Annotated in this window: 19 protein-coding genes; 17 read left to right on the top strand and 2 right to left on the bottom strand. The window is 56.3% G+C overall.

The annotated features are described in order from the left end of the window. Nucleotides 1-122: 122 nt before the first annotated feature. The 4 genes from tauA to tauD are packed head-to-tail and all read left to right on the top strand — an operon-like array spanning nt 123 to nt 3,537. On the top strand, nt 123-1,100 hold the full coding sequence (gene tauA / locus AC1V0D_RS17655) for a taurine ABC transporter substrate-binding protein (protein ID WP_009087634.1): 978 nt from the start codon (nt 123-125) through the stop codon (nt 1,098-1,100). A gap of 9 nt (nt 1,101-1,109) precedes the next feature. Continuing rightward, nucleotides 1,110-1,877, top strand: a complete 768-nt coding sequence (gene tauB, locus AC1V0D_RS17650) for a taurine ABC transporter ATP-binding subunit (RefSeq protein ID WP_009087632.1) — start codon at nt 1,110-1,112, stop codon at nt 1,875-1,877. Then, nucleotides 1,874-2,701 (top strand): taurine ABC transporter permease TauC, encoded by an 828-nt coding sequence (gene tauC, locus AC1V0D_RS17645; RefSeq protein ID WP_009087631.1) that lies wholly within the window; start codon nt 1,874-1,876, stop codon nt 2,699-2,701. The genes tauB and tauC overlap by 4 nt, the downstream gene beginning before the upstream one ends. Next, nucleotides 2,698-3,537, top strand: a complete 840-nt coding sequence (gene tauD, locus AC1V0D_RS17640; protein WP_046100704.1) for a taurine dioxygenase — start codon at nt 2,698-2,700, stop codon at nt 3,535-3,537. The genes tauC and tauD overlap by 4 nt, the downstream gene beginning before the upstream one ends. A gap of 42 nt (nt 3,538-3,579) precedes the next feature. On the opposite strand, the gene AC1V0D_RS17635 is transcribed toward tauD, so the two are convergent. Then, nucleotides 3,580-5,484, bottom strand: a complete 1,905-nt coding sequence (locus AC1V0D_RS17635) for an ABC transporter ATP-binding protein (protein WP_140925665.1) — start codon at nt 5,482-5,484, stop codon at nt 3,580-3,582. A 112-nt stretch (nt 5,485-5,596) separates the two neighbouring features. On the opposite strand from AC1V0D_RS17635, the gene kefG reads away from it, so the two are divergent. The 4 genes from kefG to slyD all read left to right on the top strand — a co-directional run bounded on the left by kefG (nt 5,597) and on the right by slyD (nt 8,930). Then, complete coding sequence (kefG, locus tag AC1V0D_RS17630) at nt 5,597-6,148, top strand: glutathione-regulated potassium-efflux system ancillary protein KefG (protein ID WP_009087624.1); 552 nt, start codon at nt 5,597-5,599, stop codon at nt 6,146-6,148. Next, complete coding sequence (kefB, locus tag AC1V0D_RS17625; RefSeq protein WP_009087622.1) at nt 6,149-7,954, top strand: glutathione-regulated potassium-efflux system protein KefB; 1,806 nt, start codon at nt 6,149-6,151, stop codon at nt 7,952-7,954. Nucleotides 7,955-7,977: 23 nt separating this feature from the next. Beyond that, nucleotides 7,978-8,172, top strand: coding sequence for a YheV family putative zinc ribbon protein (locus AC1V0D_RS17620; protein ID WP_046100701.1), 195 nt, complete (start codon nt 7,978-7,980; stop codon nt 8,170-8,172). Between the two features lie 197 nt (nt 8,173-8,369). Further along, complete coding sequence (slyD, locus tag AC1V0D_RS17615) at nt 8,370-8,930, top strand: peptidylprolyl isomerase (protein ID WP_009087618.1); 561 nt, start codon at nt 8,370-8,372, stop codon at nt 8,928-8,930. Nucleotides 8,931-9,022: 92 nt separating this feature from the next. Here slyD and AC1V0D_RS17610 read toward each other — a convergent pair whose 3' ends face one another. Beyond that, nucleotides 9,023-9,241 carry a SlyX family protein gene (locus AC1V0D_RS17610; RefSeq protein WP_009087615.1) on the bottom strand — a complete coding sequence of 73 codons (219 nt, stop codon included), beginning with the start codon at nt 9,239-9,241 and terminating at the stop codon, nt 9,023-9,025. A gap of 269 nt (nt 9,242-9,510) precedes the next feature. Between AC1V0D_RS17610 and fkpA the strand changes: the two genes are divergently transcribed. The 9 genes from fkpA to AC1V0D_RS17565 all read left to right on the top strand — a co-directional run. Beyond that, nucleotides 9,511-10,356 (top strand): FKBP-type peptidyl-prolyl cis-trans isomerase, encoded by an 846-nt coding sequence (fkpA, locus tag AC1V0D_RS17605; RefSeq protein ID WP_111207896.1) that lies wholly within the window; start codon nt 9,511-9,513, stop codon nt 10,354-10,356. Nucleotides 10,357-10,522: 166 nt separating this feature from the next. Continuing rightward, nucleotides 10,523-11,245: a helix-turn-helix transcriptional regulator gene (locus AC1V0D_RS17600; protein ID WP_009087612.1), complete on the top strand. Its 723-nt coding sequence runs from the start codon at nt 10,523-10,525 to the stop codon at nt 11,243-11,245. Further along, a complete protein-coding gene (gene tusD / locus AC1V0D_RS17595; protein WP_009087610.1) occupies nt 11,245-11,631 on the top strand; it encodes a sulfurtransferase complex subunit TusD in 387 nt (128 codons plus the stop codon). Before AC1V0D_RS17600 ends, tusD begins: the two co-directional genes overlap by 1 nt. Beyond that, the gene (tusC, locus tag AC1V0D_RS17590) at nt 11,631-11,990 is read left to right on the top strand and encodes a sulfurtransferase complex subunit TusC (protein WP_009087608.1); all 360 of its coding nucleotides are present in this window, start codon (nt 11,631-11,633) and stop codon (nt 11,988-11,990) included. Before tusD ends, tusC begins: the two co-directional genes overlap by 1 nt. A 9-nt stretch (nt 11,991-11,999) precedes the next feature. Then, nucleotides 12,000-12,287 (top strand): sulfurtransferase complex subunit TusB, encoded by a 288-nt coding sequence (gene tusB, locus AC1V0D_RS17585; RefSeq protein ID WP_009087606.1) that lies wholly within the window; start codon nt 12,000-12,002, stop codon nt 12,285-12,287. 124 nt (nt 12,288-12,411) lie between these two features. Then, complete coding sequence (gene rpsL, locus AC1V0D_RS17580; RefSeq protein WP_003852912.1) at nt 12,412-12,786, top strand: 30S ribosomal protein S12; 375 nt, start codon at nt 12,412-12,414, stop codon at nt 12,784-12,786. Between the two features lie 96 nt (nt 12,787-12,882). Next, a complete protein-coding gene (gene rpsG, locus AC1V0D_RS17575) occupies nt 12,883-13,353 on the top strand; it encodes a 30S ribosomal protein S7 (RefSeq protein WP_009087603.1) in 471 nt (156 codons plus the stop codon). A 93-nt stretch (nt 13,354-13,446) separates the two neighbouring features. Then, the gene (fusA, locus tag AC1V0D_RS17570) at nt 13,447-15,561 is read left to right on the top strand and encodes an elongation factor G (protein ID WP_009087601.1); all 2,115 of its coding nucleotides are present in this window, start codon (nt 13,447-13,449) and stop codon (nt 15,559-15,561) included. 68 nt (nt 15,562-15,629) lie between these two features. Beyond that, a partial coding sequence (locus AC1V0D_RS17565) for an elongation factor Tu (RefSeq protein WP_482907822.1) occupies nt 15,630-16,366 on the top strand: 737 nt, incomplete at its 3' end.

The following is a 16,366-nucleotide window of genomic DNA, read 5'->3' as shown; positions in this document are numbered from 1 at the left end:
ACTTAGGTTTGCAGATAGTGATCTAAGAACTTATTTCTATTAGGGATAATTTTTAATTCCTTTATGAAACTATAGTGCGCAGAGACACTGCCCCCACGATAAAAAAACAGGGGAAAACGATCATGGCAACAACACGTTTCACACTTTTAGCCGCCGCGCTGGCGCTGCTGGCTTTCCGGGCTGATGCGGTGAATGTCACCGTGGCCTACCAGACTTCCGCCGAACCGGCAAAAGTGGCGCAGGCGGACAACAGTTTTGCCAAAGATAGCGGGGCCAGCGTCGACTGGCGTAAGTTTGACAGCGGCGCGGGCGTATTACGTGCGCTGGCCTCCGGTGACGTCCAGATTGGTAATATCGGTTCCAGTCCGTTAGCAGTGGCCGCGGCGCAGAAGCTGCCGATTGAAGCCTTTTTACTCGCGTCGCAGCTGGGTAATTCGGAAGCCCTGGTCGTCAAAAAGAGCATCACCTCCCCGAAAGATCTTATCGGCAAGCGCATCGCGGTGCCGTTCATCTCCACCACCCACTACAGCCTGCTGGCTGCGCTGAAACACTGGGGCATTAAGCCGTCGCAGGTTCAGCTGGTCAATCTGCAGCCGCCCGCGATTATTGCTGCCTGGCAGCGCGGCGATATTGACGGGGCCTATGTCTGGGCACCCGCGGTGAATGAGCTGGAAAAAGAGGGCAGGGTATTAACCGACTCTTCGCAGGTGGGGAGCTGGGGATCACCGACGCTGGATGTCTGGGTCGTACGCAAAGATTTTGCCGAACAGCATCCGGAGATCGTCACTGCCTTTGCCCGCAGCGCTATCGAGGCGCAACAGGCCTACCTGAAGAGTCCCGACAGCTGGCTGAAGCAGCCTGAAAACCTCAGCAAACTGTCACGCCTGAGCGGGGTGCCGGAAGCGCAGGTGCCGGACCTGGTGAAGGGGAATACCTATCTGACGGCGCAGCAGCAGGTTGAGCAGCTGGGCAAGCCAGTCAATAAAGCGATTGTCGATACCGCGCAGTTTCTGAAAGCGCAGGGCCGAGTGCCACAGGCCGATAACGACTACAGCAGCTACGTCACTTCCCGCTTCGTCGCGCCACTCGTTAAACAGTAAGGAGGCACTATGCTGCGCATCGCTCACCTTAATGCACGGTATGCCGGGCAGCCGGTGTTGCAGGATATCAACCTGCAACTGGACAGCCAGGAACTGCTGGTGGTACTGGGCCCCTCCGGCTGCGGCAAAACCACGCTGCTGAATCTGGTCGCCGGATTCCTGCCGGTTGAGTCGGGCTCCATTACGCTGGATAACCAGCCGGTGACCGGACCGGGCGCGGAGCGCGGCGTGGTGTTTCAGAATGAGGGGCTGCTGCCATGGCGCAACGTCCTGGATAATGTCGCGTTTGGCCTGCAGCTGGCCGGGATGCCCCGCCAGCCGCGTGAGGCGGTGGCGCGCCGCCTGATCAGACAGGTGGGGCTGGAAGGGGCGGAGAAGCGCGCCATCTGGCAGCTCTCTGGCGGTCAGCGTCAGCGGGTAGGCATCGCACGCGCGCTGGCGACCGATCCGCAACTGCTGCTGCTGGATGAACCCTTCGGTGCGCTGGATGCGTTTACCCGCGAACAGATGCAGACCCTGCTGCTGACGCTGTGGCGTGACAGCGGTAAACAGATCCTGCTGATTACGCACGACATTGAAGAGGCGATTTTCCTCGCCAGCGAACTGATTCTGCTCTCACCCGGACCGGGCCGCATTGTCGAGCGGCTGCGCCCCGATTTTGGCCGGCGCTTTGCCGCGGGTGAATCGTGCCGCAGCATCAAATCCGATCCGCAGTTTATCGCCCAGCGCGAGTATGTGCTGAGCCGGGTGTTTGATCAGCGGGAGGCATTTGCATGAGCGCGCTTATCAACGACAAATCTCTGCCGGTGCGCCGTCGGCTGCGCTGGCCTTTCTCAACTGCCCTGACGCTGAGCCTGCTGAGCCTCTCTCTGCTGTTACTGCTCTGGTGGGGCGTGACCGCGCTGGGCCTGATCGCGCCGCTGTTTCTGCCATCGCCGCAGCAGGTGTTCAGCAAGCTGCTGCTGATTGCCAGCGCACAGGGGTTTATGGATGCCACGCTCTGGCAGCATCTGGCCGCCAGCCTGACGCGCATGCTGATTGCGCTGACCGCTGCTGCCGCCATCGGTATTCCGACCGGCATTCTGATGGGCCTCAGCCCGGTTGCGCGTGGACTGCTCGATCCGCTGATTGAGCTTTATCGCCCGATTCCGCCTCTCGCCTATCTGCCCCTGATGGTGATCTGGTTCGGCATCGGCGAAACCTCAAAAATTCTGCTGATCTATCTGGCCATCTTCGCACCGGTGACGCTCTCCACCCTGGCCGGGGTACGAAACACACAGCCGGTGCGGCTGCGGGCGGCCCGCTCGCTGGGGGCTAACCGCTGGCAACTGCTGCGCTGGGTGATTCTGCCGGGTGCGCTGCCGGAGATCCTGACCGGACTGCGCATCGGTCTGGGCGTGGGCTGGTCGACGCTGGTGGCGGCTGAACTGATTGCCGCCACGCGAGGACTGGGGTTTATGGTGCAGTCGGCCGGAGAGTTTCTTGCCACCGATGTGGTGCTGGCAGGTATCGCGGTGATAGCCGTTATCGCTTTTAGCTTAGAACTCGGGCTCCGCGCATTGCAGCGCCGTCTGACGCCCTGGAGTGGAGAACAATCATGAGTGAACGTCTCAGTTTTACCCCGCTTGGCCCCTATATTGGCGCACAGGTTTCTGACCTGGATGTCTCGCGCCCCCTGAGCGATGCGCAGTTTGAGCAGCTCTATCACGGCCTGCTGCGTCATCAGGTGCTGTTTCTGCGCGATCAGCAGATTACGCCGGAGCAGCATCGCGCGCTGGCAGTGCGCTTCGGTGACCTGCATATTCATCCGGTCTATCCGCATGCGGAAGGCGTGGAGGAGATTATCGTGCTGGATACCCACCAGGATAACCCGCCGGATAATGATAACTGGCACACCGACGTCACCTTTATCGACACGCCGCCCGCGATTGCGCTGCTGGCTTCTAAGGTGCTACCGGCGGCGGGCGGCGATACGCTCTGGACCAGCGGGATAGCGGCTTACGAGGCGCTCTCTGAACCCTTTAAGCAACTGCTGACGGGCCTAAGTGCGGAACACGATTTTAAAAAGTCCTTTCAGGAGTATAAGTACCGCAAAACCCCGGAGGAGCATCAGCGCTGGCAGCAGGCGGTCGATAAACATCCGCCGGTGCAGCATCCGGTGATCCGCACCCATCCGGTCAGCGGCAAAAAAGCCCTGTTTGTGAATGAGGGGTTCACGACGCGAATCGTGGAGTTAAGTGAGAAGGAGAGTGATGCGGTATTGCGCTTTCTGTTCGCTCACGCCACCAAACCGGAGTTTCAGGTGCGCTGGCGCTGGCAGCCCAACGATCTGGCTATCTGGGATAATCGGGTCACGCAGCACTACGCCAATGCCGACTACTATCCGGCGCGCCGGATTATGCAGCGGGCCACCGTCCTGGGCGACAGACCCCGTTAAGCGCACAGCCTTCTCCCTGCGCGCAGGGAGAAGGCCAGCCCGTCAGGACGCCATCATCTGTTCGAGCTGCTCCTGCGCCTCCAGCCACGCCATCTCCACCTCTTCCAGCGCCGATTTACTCTCTGCCTGACGCTGCAGCGCGGTGGTCAGATCCGCTTTGCGGCCAGGATCATAAATGGCACTGTCCGAAAGCTGAGCTTCGGCATCGGCCAGCTGGCTCTGCCATTTGCTCATCTGCTTTTCCAGCTTTTCGATCTCTTTACGCAGCGGCTGAGTCTGCGCACGCAGTTCGGCATCGCGGCGCTTCTGATCTTTTCGCGCCTGGGCGCTGTTGCCGTTGTCCTGCTTTGGCGCGGCCTCCTGTTGCGCCTGCTGCTTCTGCAGATCGCTCAGCCACTGCTGATAATCTTCGAGGTCGCCGGCAAAGACATCCACTTTGCCGTCGTGCACCAGATAGAGATCGTCCGTGGTGGCGCGCAGCAGATGGCGATCGTGCGACACCACCACCAGCGCGCCTTCGAAGTCGATCAGCGCCTCCGTCAGCGCCTGGCGCATATCCAGATCAAGGTGGTTAGTCGGTTCATCCAGCAGCAGCAGGTTAGGGCGCTGCCAGACAATCAGTGCCAGCACCAGGCGCGCTTTCTCACCGCCGGAGAAGCGTTCGGTGATTTCCGTGACTTTATCGCCGCGGAAGTCAAAGCCGCCCAGATAGTCGCGCAGCTGCTGCTCCAGCACGTTCGGCGCAATGCGCGCCAGATGCTGCAGCGGGGACTCGTCGGCCCGCAGGTACTCGAGCTGATGCTGGGCGAAGTAACCGAGCTTGATCCCTTTCGCCAGGCCAATCCTGCCCTCCATCGCCTCCAGCTCGCCCGCCAGGAGCTTAATCAGGGTCGATTTACCCGCCCCGTTGCGGCCCAGCAGACCAATGCGCGAACCCGGCACCAGGTTGAGCTTAATGGCGTCGAGAATGATGCGATCGCCATACCCCGCCGTGACCTTCTCCATCTTCAGAATCGGGTTGGGCAGGTTTTCCGGCTTACGGAAGGTGAAGCTGAATGGGTTATCGACATGGGCAGGCGCAATCATCTCCATGCGCTCCAGCATTTTGATGCGGCTCTGCGCCTGTTTCGCCTTGGAGGCTTTGGCACGGAAGCGGTCAATGTAGCTGTGCAGATGCGCCACCTTCTCCTGCTGACTCTCATACAGCGACTGCTGCTGAGCCAGTTTGGCGACGCGCTGCCGCTCAAAGGAGGTGTAGTTGCCGGTATATTCGAACATCGACGCCTGTTCGATATGAATGATTTTGTCGACCACCGGATCGAGAAAGTCACGGTCATGCGAGATCAGGATCAGGGTACCTTCGTAACTCTTCAGCCAGCGCTCCAGCCAGATCACCGCATCAAGATCGAGGTGGTTGGTCGGTTCATCCAGCAACAGCAGATCGGAGCGGCAGATCAGCGCCTGAGCCAGATTGAGGCGCATCCGCCAGCCACCGGAGAAGTCGCTGACCGGGCGCTGCAGCTGCTCCTGACTGAAGCCCAGACCATGCAGCAGGCTGGCGGCGCGCGCATGGATACTCCACGCCTGCACCGCATCAAGCTTGCCGTGCAGCAGGGCGATCGCATTGCCGTCGTCCCGCCGGTTCGCCTCCACCAGTTCAGCCTCAAGCTGGCGATAGTCGCGGTCGCCATCAATCACATACTCCAGCGCGGCTTTGTCCAGCGCGGGGGTTTCCTGGTTAACCCAGGCCAGCGCCCAGTGAGCAGGAAAGGTGACGGTGCCGGCATCGCTGGTGATCTCACCTTTTAACAGCGACAGCAGCGTGGATTTTCCACAGCCGTTTTTACCCACCAGCCCGACCTTCTGACCGGGATTAATGGTGGCGGTGGCATTGTCGAGCAGGACGCGGATGCCGCGGCGAATTTGTAAGGCAGAGAAGACAATCATGTAAGCGCCGTATCGTCAGAATATGTTAATTTACTGGCAACATAATGAGATTTTGCTGCGTCGTGCATGGTAGCCGAAAACCGCACCAATGACGACGCTTTGGAGGGAAAGGATGTCGCAGCCACCCCGCGTGTTACTGCTTTTTGCTCATCCGGAATTACAGGATTCCGTCGCTAACCGGATTTTGTTGCAGTCGGCGCAGGCGCTGGAACACGTCACCGTACACGATCTGTACGCCACCTATCCGGATTTTTTTATCGATATTCATCATGAACAGCAGCTGCTGCGCGAACATGATGTCATCATTTTTCAGCATCCGCTCTATACCTATAGCTGTCCGGCCCTGCTGAAAGAGTGGCTGGACCGGGTGCTGTCGCGCGGTTTTGCCAGTGGCGTGGATGGCAATGCGCTGGAAGGAAAATACTGGCGCAGCGTTGTGACGACCGGGGAGCCGGAGAGCGCCTTTAAACAGCAGGGGCTGAACCGCTATTCACTCAATGACATCATGCGGCCCTTTGAGCTGACCGCGCAGATGTGCCGCATGCACTGGATGCCGCCGATGATCGTCTACTGGGCGCGTCGGCAGAGTCCTGAACTGATGAAAAATTATGCCCGCGCCTATGGCGAGTGGCTCGCAGCTCCGCTGCCGAATGGAGGGATATAGATGGAAGGGCAAACGCTGCTGACCGCCGGGGTGATTTATCTGGTCGCGGCGGTATTAATTGTACCGGTGGCGGCTCGCCTCGGGATTGGTGCTGTACTGGGCTATCTGGTGGCGGGGATCGCTATCGGCCCGTGGGGATTAGGTTTTATCAGCGACGTCGATGAGATTCTCCATTTCTCGGAACTGGGCGTGGTTTTCCTGATGTTTATTATTGGCCTGGAGCTGAACCCGGCAAAGCTGTGGGCGCTGCGCCGCTCCATTTTTGGTGTCGGTGCGGCGCAGGTCATCTTCTCTGCGGCGATTCTGGGCGGCCTGCTGTGGCTGACCGACTTTAGCTGGCAGGCGGCGGTCATCGGCGGCATCGGTCTGGCGATGTCCTCAACCGCGATGGCGCTGCAGCTGATGATGGATAAAGGCATGAACCGCAGCGAAGCGGGGCAGCTGGGCTTTTCGGTGCTGCTGTTTCAGGATATCGCAGTGATCCCGGCCCTGGCGCTGATTCCGCTGCTGGCGGGCACCGACAGTGGCCATATTGACTGGATGAAAGTCGGCATGAAGGTGCTGGCTTTCGCAGGTATGCTGGTGGGGGGGCGCTATCTGCTGCGGCCTATCTTCCGCTATATCGCCGCATCAGGTGTTCGTGAGGTCTTTACCGCCGCCTCGCTGCTGCTGGTGCTGGGCTCCGCGCTGTTTATGGATGCGCTGGGTCTGTCGATGGCGCTGGGCACCTTTATCGCGGGGATCCTGCTGGCAGAGAGTGAATACCAGCATGAGCTGGAGGTGGCGATTGACCCTTTCAAAGGGTTGCTGCTGGGCCTATTCTTTATTTCCGTTGGCATGGCGCTCAACCTCGGTGTGCTCTATACCCATATTGTGACCATCCTGCTCGGCGTGGTGACGCTGGTGGCGGTGAAAACGCTGGTGCTCTATCTGCTGGCGCGTATTTATGGCTTACGCAGTTCCGAGCGGCAGCAGTTTGCCGGCGTGCTGAGTCAGGGGGGCGAGTTCGCCTTTGTGCTCTTCTCCGCAGCCTCTTCGGCGAAGCTCTTCTCCGGCGATCAGCTGCCGATGCTGCTGGTGACCGTCACCCTGTCGATGATGACCACGCCTCTGCTGATGCAGGGTATTGATCGTCTGCTGGCGCATCGCTTCAATGAGCCCGATGAAGAAGCAGAGAAGCACTTTGTTGAAGACGATCAGCCGCAGGTGATTGTGGTGGGCTTTGGTCGCTTCGGCCAGGTGGTTGGCCGCTTGCTGATGGCGAACAACAAACGCATCACCGTGCTGGAGCGCGACATCAGTGCGGTAAGCCTGATGCGCAAATATGGCTACAAGGTCTATTACGGCGACGCCACCGAGCTGGAGTTATTGCGCGCGGCGGGCGCAGCCAGCGCGCAGGCGATTGTGATCACCTGTAATGAACCGGAAGATGTGATGACCATCGTGCACTTATGTCAGCAGCACTTCCCGCAGCTGCAGATTCAGGCGCGCGCCCGGGGCCGTGTCGAGGCACACGAACTGCTGCAGGCTGGCGTGACGCAGTTCTCACGTGAAACCTTCTCCAGTGCGCTGGAGCTGGGACGCAAGACGCTGATGTCTCTGGGGATGCATCCGCATCAGGCGCATCGCGCCCAGCAGCATTTCCGCCGGCTCGACATGCGGATGCTGCGTGAACTGATGCCCAGCCTCTCTGAAAGTGCGCAGGCGTCGCGCGTGCGTGAAGCGCGGCGGGAACTGGAAGATATCTTCCAGCGCGAAATGCAGCGCGAAAAGCGGCAGATCGATGGCTGGGACGATGATCAATAACCTTTTAAAACAGGCTGAAGCTCATGCGTAAACGTTTTATTGCTGGTGCGACATGCCCGCACTGCCAGGAGAAGGACACGCTGGCGATGTGGCGTGAAAATAGTGTCGATGTCGTGGAGTGTGTGAAGTGTGGACATCAGATGCGCGAGGCGGATAAACAGGCGCGCGATCAGGTTCGCACTAACGAGCAGGTTATCGGGATTTTCCATCCCGAGTAGCGAAGTGACGCAGCTTTTTTTACGCTTAAACTTACAGCGGGATTGAATTCCGTTACAATTGACGCCATTAACGCTGTGGTCGCAAGAGAAAGTGAAACCCCTCTTGCACTCAGCCCCGAACCTTTCTGGTTGGTGTTATTGCACGCAAGAATAGACCAATGAGACGGGATCTTAGTTCTCAACGGTTAGGAGATATCATGAAAGTAGCAAAAGACCTGGTGGTAAGCCTGGCCTATCAGGTACGTACAGAAGACGGCGTGTTAGTTGACGAGTCACCGGTGAGCGCACCGTTAGACTATCTGCACGGTCATGGTTCCCTGATTTCTGGTCTGGAAAATGCGCTGGAAAACCACGTTGCCGGCGACAAATTTGACGTGCATATCCCGGCAAACGACGCTTACGGTCAGTATGACGATAACCTGGTGCAGCGTGTTCCTAAAGATGTCTTCATGGGCGTCGACGAACTGCAGGTTGGCATGCGCTTCCTGGCAGAAACCGATCAGGGTCCGGTTCCGGTTGAAATCACCGAAGTGGAAGACGATCACGTCGTGGTTGATGGTAACCACATGCTGGCGGGTCAGAACCTGAACTTTAACGTTGAAGTGGTTGCGATTCGTGAAGCGACGCCGGAAGAACTGGCTCACGGCCATGTTCACGGTGCAGACGGTCATCATCATGACCACGATCACGGCCATGATCACGACCACGATCACGGTAAAGGCGGTTGTGGCACTGGCGGTTGCGGCTGCAGCCACTAAGTCTGACAATCGGTTAAGGCCACCTTCGGGTGGCCTTTCTTTTGGCGGCTATCCGGCGCTGGTCCGGACGGACAGGGGCCGACAGCGCGCGATCAGTAGTGTGGCGGCGGCGTCTCTTCAGACTGTGAGGCCACCAGTGAGGTTGCGTTCGCTTTGAGCTTGTCGGTTAAAAGGCGTATCTGCTCACGCATTTTACTCATCTCCAGCTCGTGCTGAACAACGGCGCTGTTCAGCTGCTCAATGGTCATCTCCTGAAAGGCCAGTTTGCTCTCTAACGTCTCCAGACGCTGTTCCCACTCAGACTGTTGCATGACCTGTTCCTCTGTTAAGGTGCGACTCAGGGCGTGATTCTACGACCTGAACGCTAGGAATCACCTGTTTTTTTCATGCCCGAAGACGTTGCGCTTGAAAAAAGGTGGCGCGGCATCATCTCTGATGAAACTTCCCGCTGTTATAAAGGTCGGAGGTTAACCGGGTAATTACATTGTGGGAGTGTTCGACACTGCCACGTAAAGTTATAGTGTGGACCCTGAAGTCCGCAATGTTTCCCGAGGTTAGACGCTTCGGTTTTGGAGAATGGATGAAATCACTGTTTAAAGTCACATTGTTAGCTACCACCATGGCTGTTGCGCTGAATGCTCCGCTGGCTATGGCGGCTGAAACCGCTGCGGCTCCTCAGGCTGCCCCGGCTGCTGCGCCACAGTCTGCGCCTCAGGCACCGAAAAATGCGGCTTTCAAAGATGAAGACCAGCAGTCAGCCTATGCACTGGGTGCTTCACTGGGTCGCTACATGGACAACTCCCTGAAGGAGCAGGAAAAACTGGGCATCAAACTGGATAAGCAGCAGCTGATCGCGGGCGTCCAGGATGCATTCGGTGGCAAGAGCAAACTCTCTGATGAAGAGATTGAGCAGACACTGCAGGCGTTCGAAGGCCGCGTGAAAGGCGCTGCCTCTGCGAAAATGGAAAAAGATGCGAAAGAGAATGCTGAAAAGGGCACGGCTTACGCGACCAAATTCGCCAAAGAGAGCGGCGTGAAGAAAACGGAAACCGGCCTGCTCTATAAAGTTGAGAAAGAGGGCAGCGGCGACGCACCAAAAGATAGCGACACTGTGGTGGTTAACTACAAAGGTACCCTGATTGATGGTACTGAGTTTGACAACTCTTACACCCGTGGCGAGCCCCTCTCTTTCCGTCTGGATGGCGTCATCCCGGGCTGGACCGAAGGCCTGAAGCACGTGAAGAAAGGGGGCAAGATCAAGCTGGTCATCCCACCGCAGCTGGCTTACGGTAAAAATGGCGTTCCGGGTATTCCGGCTAACTCCACGCTGGTGTTTGATGTTGAGCTGCTTGATATCAAACCGGCCCCAAAAGCCGATGAAAAAGCACAGGCGCCTGCGCCTGCTGCCGCAGAAAAAGCGCAGTAATCTGCTGACCGCCGCCTCCGGGCGGCGGTTTCATTTCGCCTTCACGACAAACCTCTGGCATAAGCCGACGACATTTGCCAGACTAATGCCTGCCTAATTATCCCAACATTGAGTCTGCCCATAAGCCGCTGTGACAGGCTCCAGCCATTCAGGGTGATACTCTTCAATGTCTAATCCATTCAATCCGGGTGAACTGAGCGACTTCGATCTTCTGGAGCAGCGCCCGTTCGAACAAACTGATTACGATATTCTGAAATCGTACGAGGCTGTCGTGGATGGCCTGGCGATGTTGATCGGTTCGCACTGTGAAATCGTCCTGCATTCACTGGAAGATCTTAAGTGTTCAGCCGTTCGCATCGCCAATGGAGAGCACACGGGCCGTAAGGTCGGTTCGCCTATCACCGATCTGGCCCTGCGGATGCTGCATGATATGCATGGCGCGGACAGTAATGTTTCCCGTGCCTACTTCACGCGCGCCAAAAGCGGCGTGCTGATGAAGTCCGTGACCATCGCGATTCGTAACCGTCAGCAGCGGGTTATCGGCCTGCTCTGTATCAACATGAATCTTGATGTGCCGTTCTCGCAGATTATGTCGACCTTTATGCCGCCCGAGATGCAGCAGGTTGACTCCAGCGTTAACTTCGCCAGTTCGGTCGATGACCTGGTTATGCAGACCCTGGAGTTTACGATTGAAGAGGTCAGCGCTGACCGCAATGTCTCCAACAACGCCAAGAACCGTCAGATTGTGCTCAACCTGTATGAGAAGGGGATCTTCGACATTAAGGATGCCATCAACCAGGTCGCTGACCGGCTGAACATCTCGAAGCACACCGTCTATCTCTACATCCGCCAGTTTAAAAATGGCGATTTTCAGGGACAGGATCGCTGATGCGTTACACCCTGCTGGTGACCGGCCCGGCCTACGGCACGCAACAGGCAACCAGTGCCTGGCTGTTTGCCCGGGCACTGCTGGCGGCGGGTCATCAGCTTGAAAGCGTTTTCTTCTATCGTGAAGGGGTGCTCAATGCTAACCAGCTGACGGCACCAGCCAGCGACGAGTTTGATCTGGTGCGGGCATGGCAGGCATTGCATCAGGAGCAGGGGGTCGAACTGAATATTTGTGTGGCGGCCGCACTGCGGCGTGGAATCAGCGACCCGCAGGAGGCAGCTCGTCTGCACCTGGCGGCCAGTAATCTGCAGCCGGGATTTACCCTGAGCGGGCTGGGTGCGCTGGCAGAAGCGGCGCTGAGCTGTGAACGCATGGTGCAGTTCTGATGAATCGGGTTGCCTTTGTCTTTACCCGTGCGCCCCATGGCAGCAGCGCAGGGCGTGAGGGGCTGGATGCCGCACTGGCAACGGGCGCACTCAGCGACGATATCGGCCTGTTCTTTATCGGCGATGGGGTGCTGCAGCTTAATCTGCATCAGCAACCTGAACGCATAAAGAGCCGTCACTATGCCGCGACGTTTGGCGTGCTGGCACTCTATGACATTGAGCAGTGCTATCTCTGCCGGACATCACTGATTGCGCGCGGACTGGACGCTGACGCCGGGCGGCTGCTGGACGTGACGCTACTGGACGCGCCGGAACTGCGCCAGCAGCTGGCCAGCTTCGATCGCATTCTGACTTTTTAAGAGGCGCAAATGCTGCATACTCTGATGCACTCTCCGTCGCACAGCGACCTCGACACGCTGTTATTAATGGCGGAAGCCGGTGATGATCTGCTGCTGCTACAGGATGGTGTGCTGGCTGCCGTGGCTGGCAGTCGGGCATGGGTTCAGCTGTCAGCCTGCAAAGCGACGCTGTGGGTTCTGGACGAAGATGTCCAGGCGCGCGGGCTGGCTGGACAAATTTCGACCACTGTGCGGTCCGTAGACTATAATGGCTTTGTCACGCTAACGATCAGGCATCCGCAACAAATGGTCTGGTAATCGGCTAAAACCTGGTTATTTCTTGACACCCTTTTGACGCAGCCCTAAAATTCTGCCTCCTCGTAATTCTACGAGGCGATTTATTACGTGTTTACGAAGCAAAAGCAAATCCAGGAGCTATTTAATGGCAACAGTTAACCAGCTGGTTCGCAAACCACGCGTCCGCAAAGTTGCAAAGAGCAACGTGCCGGCGCTGGAAGCTTGCCCGCAAAAACGTGGCGTTTGTACTCGTGTGTACACCACCACTCCTAAAAAACCTAACTCCGCACTGCGTAAAGTTTGCCGTGTGCGTCTGACCAACGGTTTTGAAGTGACTTCCTACATCGGTGGTGAAGGTCACAACCTGCAGGAGCACTCCGTGATCCTGATCCGTGGCGGTCGTGTAAAAGACCTGCCAGGTGTGCGTTACCACACCGTTCGTGGCGCGCTGGACTGCTCAGGTGTTAAAGACCGTAAGCAGGCTCGCTCCAAGTACGGCGTGAAGAAGCCAAAGGCTTAATGGTTCTCCGTTAAGTAAGGCCAAACGTTTTAAATTAAATGTCAAAATAAACTCATAGAGTTTTGGACAATCCTGAATTAACAACGGAGTATTTCCATGCCACGTCGTCGCGTCATTGGTCAGCGTAAAATTCTGCCAGATCCTAAGTTCGGATCAGAGCTGCTGGCCAAATTTGTAAATATCCTGATGGTAGATGGTAAAAAATCTACTGCAGAATCTATCGTTTATACCGCGCTTGAGACCCTGGCTCAGCGTTCAGGTAAAAACTCCCTGGAAGCCTTTGAAGTAGCACTGGAAAACGTGCGCCCGACTGTCGAAGTTAAGTCACGTCGCGTTGGTGGTTCTACCTATCAGGTACCAGTTGAAGTCCGTCCGGTTCGTCGTAATGCCCTGGCAATGCGCTGGATCGTAGATGCTGCTCGTAAACGTGGTGATAAATCAATGGCTCTTCGCCTGGCGAACGAACTTTCTGATGCTGCAGAGAACAAAGGTACTGCAGTTAAGAAACGTGAAGACGTTCACCGCATGGCAGAAGCCAACAAGGCGTTCGCACACTACCGCTGGTAACAGTCGCGTAGTTATTGTTAAACCAGCGGGCGCCCAAACGGCCAACCCGCTGGGGTTGACTAATTTTGAACGTCCGAAAAACCGAGGAATAAAATGGCTCGTAAAACACCCATTGCTCGCTACCGTAACATCGGTATCAGTGCGCACATCGACGCCGGTAAAACTACCACTACCGAACGTGTTCTGTTCTACACCGGTGTAAACCACAAAATCGGTGAAGTACACGACGGCGCAGCAACCATGGACTGGATGGAGCAGGAACAGGAACGTGGTATTACTATCACCTCCGCTGCGACCACCTGTTACTGGTCTGGTATGGCTAAGCAGTTCGAACCACACCACATCAATATCATCGACACCCCAGGACACGTTGACTTCACCATCGAAGTAGAACGTTCTATGCGTGTTCTTGATGGCGCGGTAATGGTTTACTGTGCAGTTGGTGGCGTTCAGCCACAGTCTGAGACCGTATGGCGTCAGGCTAACAAATACAAAGTTCCACGCATTGCGTTCGTTAACAAAATGGACCGCATGGGTGCAAACTTCCTGAAAGTTGTTAACCAGATGGAAGTTCGTCTGGGTGCAACTCCAGTTCCTCTGCAGCTGGCTATCGGCGCAGAAGAGAAATTCACCGGTGTTGTTGACCTGGTGAAAATGAAAGCAATCAACTGGAACGACGAAGACCAGGGTGTAACCTTTGTTTACGAAGATATCCCGGCTGATATGCAGGAACTGGCTGAAGAATGGCGCGGCAAGCTGATCGAAGCAGCAGCAGAAGCCTCTGAAGAGCTGATGGAGAAATTCTTCAGCGGTGAAGAGCTGAGCGAAGAAGAGATCAAAACTGCTCTGCGTAAGCGCGTTCTGAACAACGAAATTATCCTGGTAACCTGTGGTTCTGCATTTAAGAACAAAGGTGTTCAGGCGATGCTGGATGCCGTTGTTGAATATCTGCCAGCACCGACTGACGTTACCGCGATCAACGGTATGCTGGACGACGGTAAAGACACACCGGCTGTTCGTCACTCAGACGACAACGAGCCGTTTGCTGCACTGGCGTTCAAAATCGCTACCGACCCGTTTGTAGGTAACCTGACCTTCTTCCGCGTTTACTCTGGTGTTGTTAACACTGGTGACACCGTGTTCAACCCGGTTAAGTCAAACCGTGAGCGTCTGGGCCGTATCGTTCAGATGCACGCTAACAAGCGTGAAGAAATCAAAGAAGTCCGTGCGGGTGATATCGCCGCTGCGATCGGCCTGAAAGATGTGACCACTGGTGATACCCTGTGTGACCCGGATAACGTCATCATCCTTGAGCGCATGGAGTTCCCTGAGCCAGTAATCTCAATCGCTGTTGAGCCGAAAACCAAAGCTGACCAGGAAAAAATGGGTCTGGCTCTGGGCCGTCTGGCGAAAGAAGACCCATCATTCCGCGTATGGACTGATGAAGAATCTAACCAGACCATCATCGCCGGTATGGGTGAGCTGCACCTCGACATCATCGTTGACCGTATGAAGCGTGAATTCAACGTGGAAGCAAACGTGGGTAAACCACAGGTTGCTTACCGTGAAGCGATCCGCACTAAAGTTACCGACGTTGAAGGTAAACACGCCAAGCAGTCTGGTGGTCGTGGTCAGTACGGTCATGTTGTTATCGACATGTACCCACTGGAGCCAGGTTCGAACCCGAAAGGCTACGAATTTGTCAACGACATCAAAGGTGGTGTGATTCCTGGTGAATACATCCCTGCGGTTGATAAAGGTATCCAGGAGCAGCTGAAATCAGGCCCACTGGCTGGTTATCCGGTTGTGGATCTGGGCGTGCGTCTGCACTTCGGTTCTTACCATGATGTCGACTCCTCTGAGCTGGCGTTTAAACTGGCCGCGTCTATCGCCTTCAAACAAGGCTTTAAACAAGCGCAGCCGGTTCTGCTTGAGCCTATCATGAAGGTTGAAGTAGAGACTCCGGAAGAGAACACGGGTGATGTCATCGGTGACCTTAGCCGTCGTCGTGGTATGCTTAAAGGGCAGGAATCTAACGCTACTGGCGTTCAGATTCACGCTGAAGTTCCGCTGTCTGAAATGTTCGGATACGCAACTCAGCTGCGTTCTCTGACCAAAGGTCGTGCTTCTTACTCCATGGAGTTCCTGAAGTATGACGATGCGCCGAACAACGTAGCGCAGGCCGTTATTGAAGCTCGTAGCAAATAAGCTACGGTTTAAATTTGAACTGATGCCTTCACCCACGTGGTGAAGGCACAACGTAAGGAATTATCGCCATGGCGAAAGAGCAATTTCAGCGTAACAAACTGCACGTAAACGTGGGCACCATCGGTCACGTCGACCACGGTAAAACCACCCTGACCGCAGCTATCACCACCGTACTGTCTAAGACTTACGGCGGCCAGGCGCGTGCATTCGATCAGATCGATAACGCACCAGAAGAGAAAGCACGTGGTATCACCATCAACACTTCACACGTTGAGTATGAAACCCCGACTCGTCACTATGCACACGTTGACTGCCCAGGCCACGCCGACTATGTGAAAAACATGATCACCGGTGCTGCGCAGATGGACGGCGCGATCCTGGTTGTTGCTGCGACTGATGGCCCAATGCCACAGACCCGTGAGCACATCCTGCTGGGTCGTCAGGTTGGCGTTCCTTACATCATCGTGTTCCTGAACAAGTGTGACATGGTTGATGATGAAGAGCTGCTGGAACTGGTTGAGATGGAAGTGCGTGACCTGCTGTCAGCCTATGACTTCCCAGGCGACGACACTCCAATCGTTCGTGGTTCTGCTCTGAAAGCGCTGGAAGGCGACGCTGAGTGGGAAGCGAAAATCATCGAGCTGGCTGAGCACCTGGACAACTACATCCCAGAGCCACAGCGTGCGATCGACATGCCGTTCCTGCTGCCAATCGAAGACGTATTCTCAATCTCTGGCCGTGGTACCGTTGTTACCGGTCGTGTTGAGCGCGGCATCGTTAAAGTCGGCGACGAAGTTGAAATCGT

This window comes from Pantoea sp. PA1 (assembly GCF_056856975.1).
The sequence above is the reverse complement of the archived record's forward strand: the minus strand, read 5'-3'. Positions and strand labels throughout refer to the sequence as shown.

What these genes read in the sequence shown, in the direction of transcription:
- tauA (WP_009087634.1), top strand. Translation starts at nt 123, where the DNA reads ATGGCAACAACACGTTTCACACTTTTAGCCGCCGCGCTGGCGCTGCTG.
- tauB (WP_009087632.1), top strand. Translation starts at nt 1,110, where the DNA reads ATGCTGCGCATCGCTCACCTTAATGCACGGTATGCCGGGCAGCCGGTG.
- tauC (WP_009087631.1), top strand. Translation starts at nt 1,874, where the DNA reads ATGAGCGCGCTTATCAACGACAAATCTCTGCCGGTGCGCCGTCGGCTG.
- tauD (WP_046100704.1), top strand. Translation starts at nt 2,698, where the DNA reads ATGAGTGAACGTCTCAGTTTTACCCCGCTTGGCCCCTATATTGGCGCA.
- AC1V0D_RS17635 (WP_140925665.1), bottom strand. Translation starts at nt 5,484, where the DNA reads ATGATTGTCTTCTCTGCCTTACAAATTCGCCGCGGCATCCGCGTCCTG.
- kefG (WP_009087624.1), top strand. Translation starts at nt 5,597, where the DNA reads ATGTCGCAGCCACCCCGCGTGTTACTGCTTTTTGCTCATCCGGAATTA.
- kefB (WP_009087622.1), top strand. Translation starts at nt 6,149, where the DNA reads ATGGAAGGGCAAACGCTGCTGACCGCCGGGGTGATTTATCTGGTCGCG.
- AC1V0D_RS17620 (WP_046100701.1), top strand. Translation starts at nt 7,978, where the DNA reads ATGCGTAAACGTTTTATTGCTGGTGCGACATGCCCGCACTGCCAGGAG.
- slyD (WP_009087618.1), top strand. Translation starts at nt 8,370, where the DNA reads ATGAAAGTAGCAAAAGACCTGGTGGTAAGCCTGGCCTATCAGGTACGT.
- AC1V0D_RS17610 (WP_009087615.1), bottom strand. Translation starts at nt 9,241, where the DNA reads ATGCAACAGTCTGAGTGGGAACAGCGTCTGGAGACGTTAGAGAGCAAA.
- fkpA (WP_111207896.1), top strand. Translation starts at nt 9,511, where the DNA reads ATGAAATCACTGTTTAAAGTCACATTGTTAGCTACCACCATGGCTGTT.
- AC1V0D_RS17600 (WP_009087612.1), top strand. Translation starts at nt 10,523, where the DNA reads ATGTCTAATCCATTCAATCCGGGTGAACTGAGCGACTTCGATCTTCTG.
- tusD (WP_009087610.1), top strand. Translation starts at nt 11,245, where the DNA reads ATGCGTTACACCCTGCTGGTGACCGGCCCGGCCTACGGCACGCAACAG.
- tusC (WP_009087608.1), top strand. Translation starts at nt 11,631, where the DNA reads ATGAATCGGGTTGCCTTTGTCTTTACCCGTGCGCCCCATGGCAGCAGC.
- tusB (WP_009087606.1), top strand. Translation starts at nt 12,000, where the DNA reads ATGCTGCATACTCTGATGCACTCTCCGTCGCACAGCGACCTCGACACG.
- rpsL (WP_003852912.1), top strand. Translation starts at nt 12,412, where the DNA reads ATGGCAACAGTTAACCAGCTGGTTCGCAAACCACGCGTCCGCAAAGTT.
- rpsG (WP_009087603.1), top strand. Translation starts at nt 12,883, where the DNA reads ATGCCACGTCGTCGCGTCATTGGTCAGCGTAAAATTCTGCCAGATCCT.
- fusA (WP_009087601.1), top strand. Translation starts at nt 13,447, where the DNA reads ATGGCTCGTAAAACACCCATTGCTCGCTACCGTAACATCGGTATCAGT.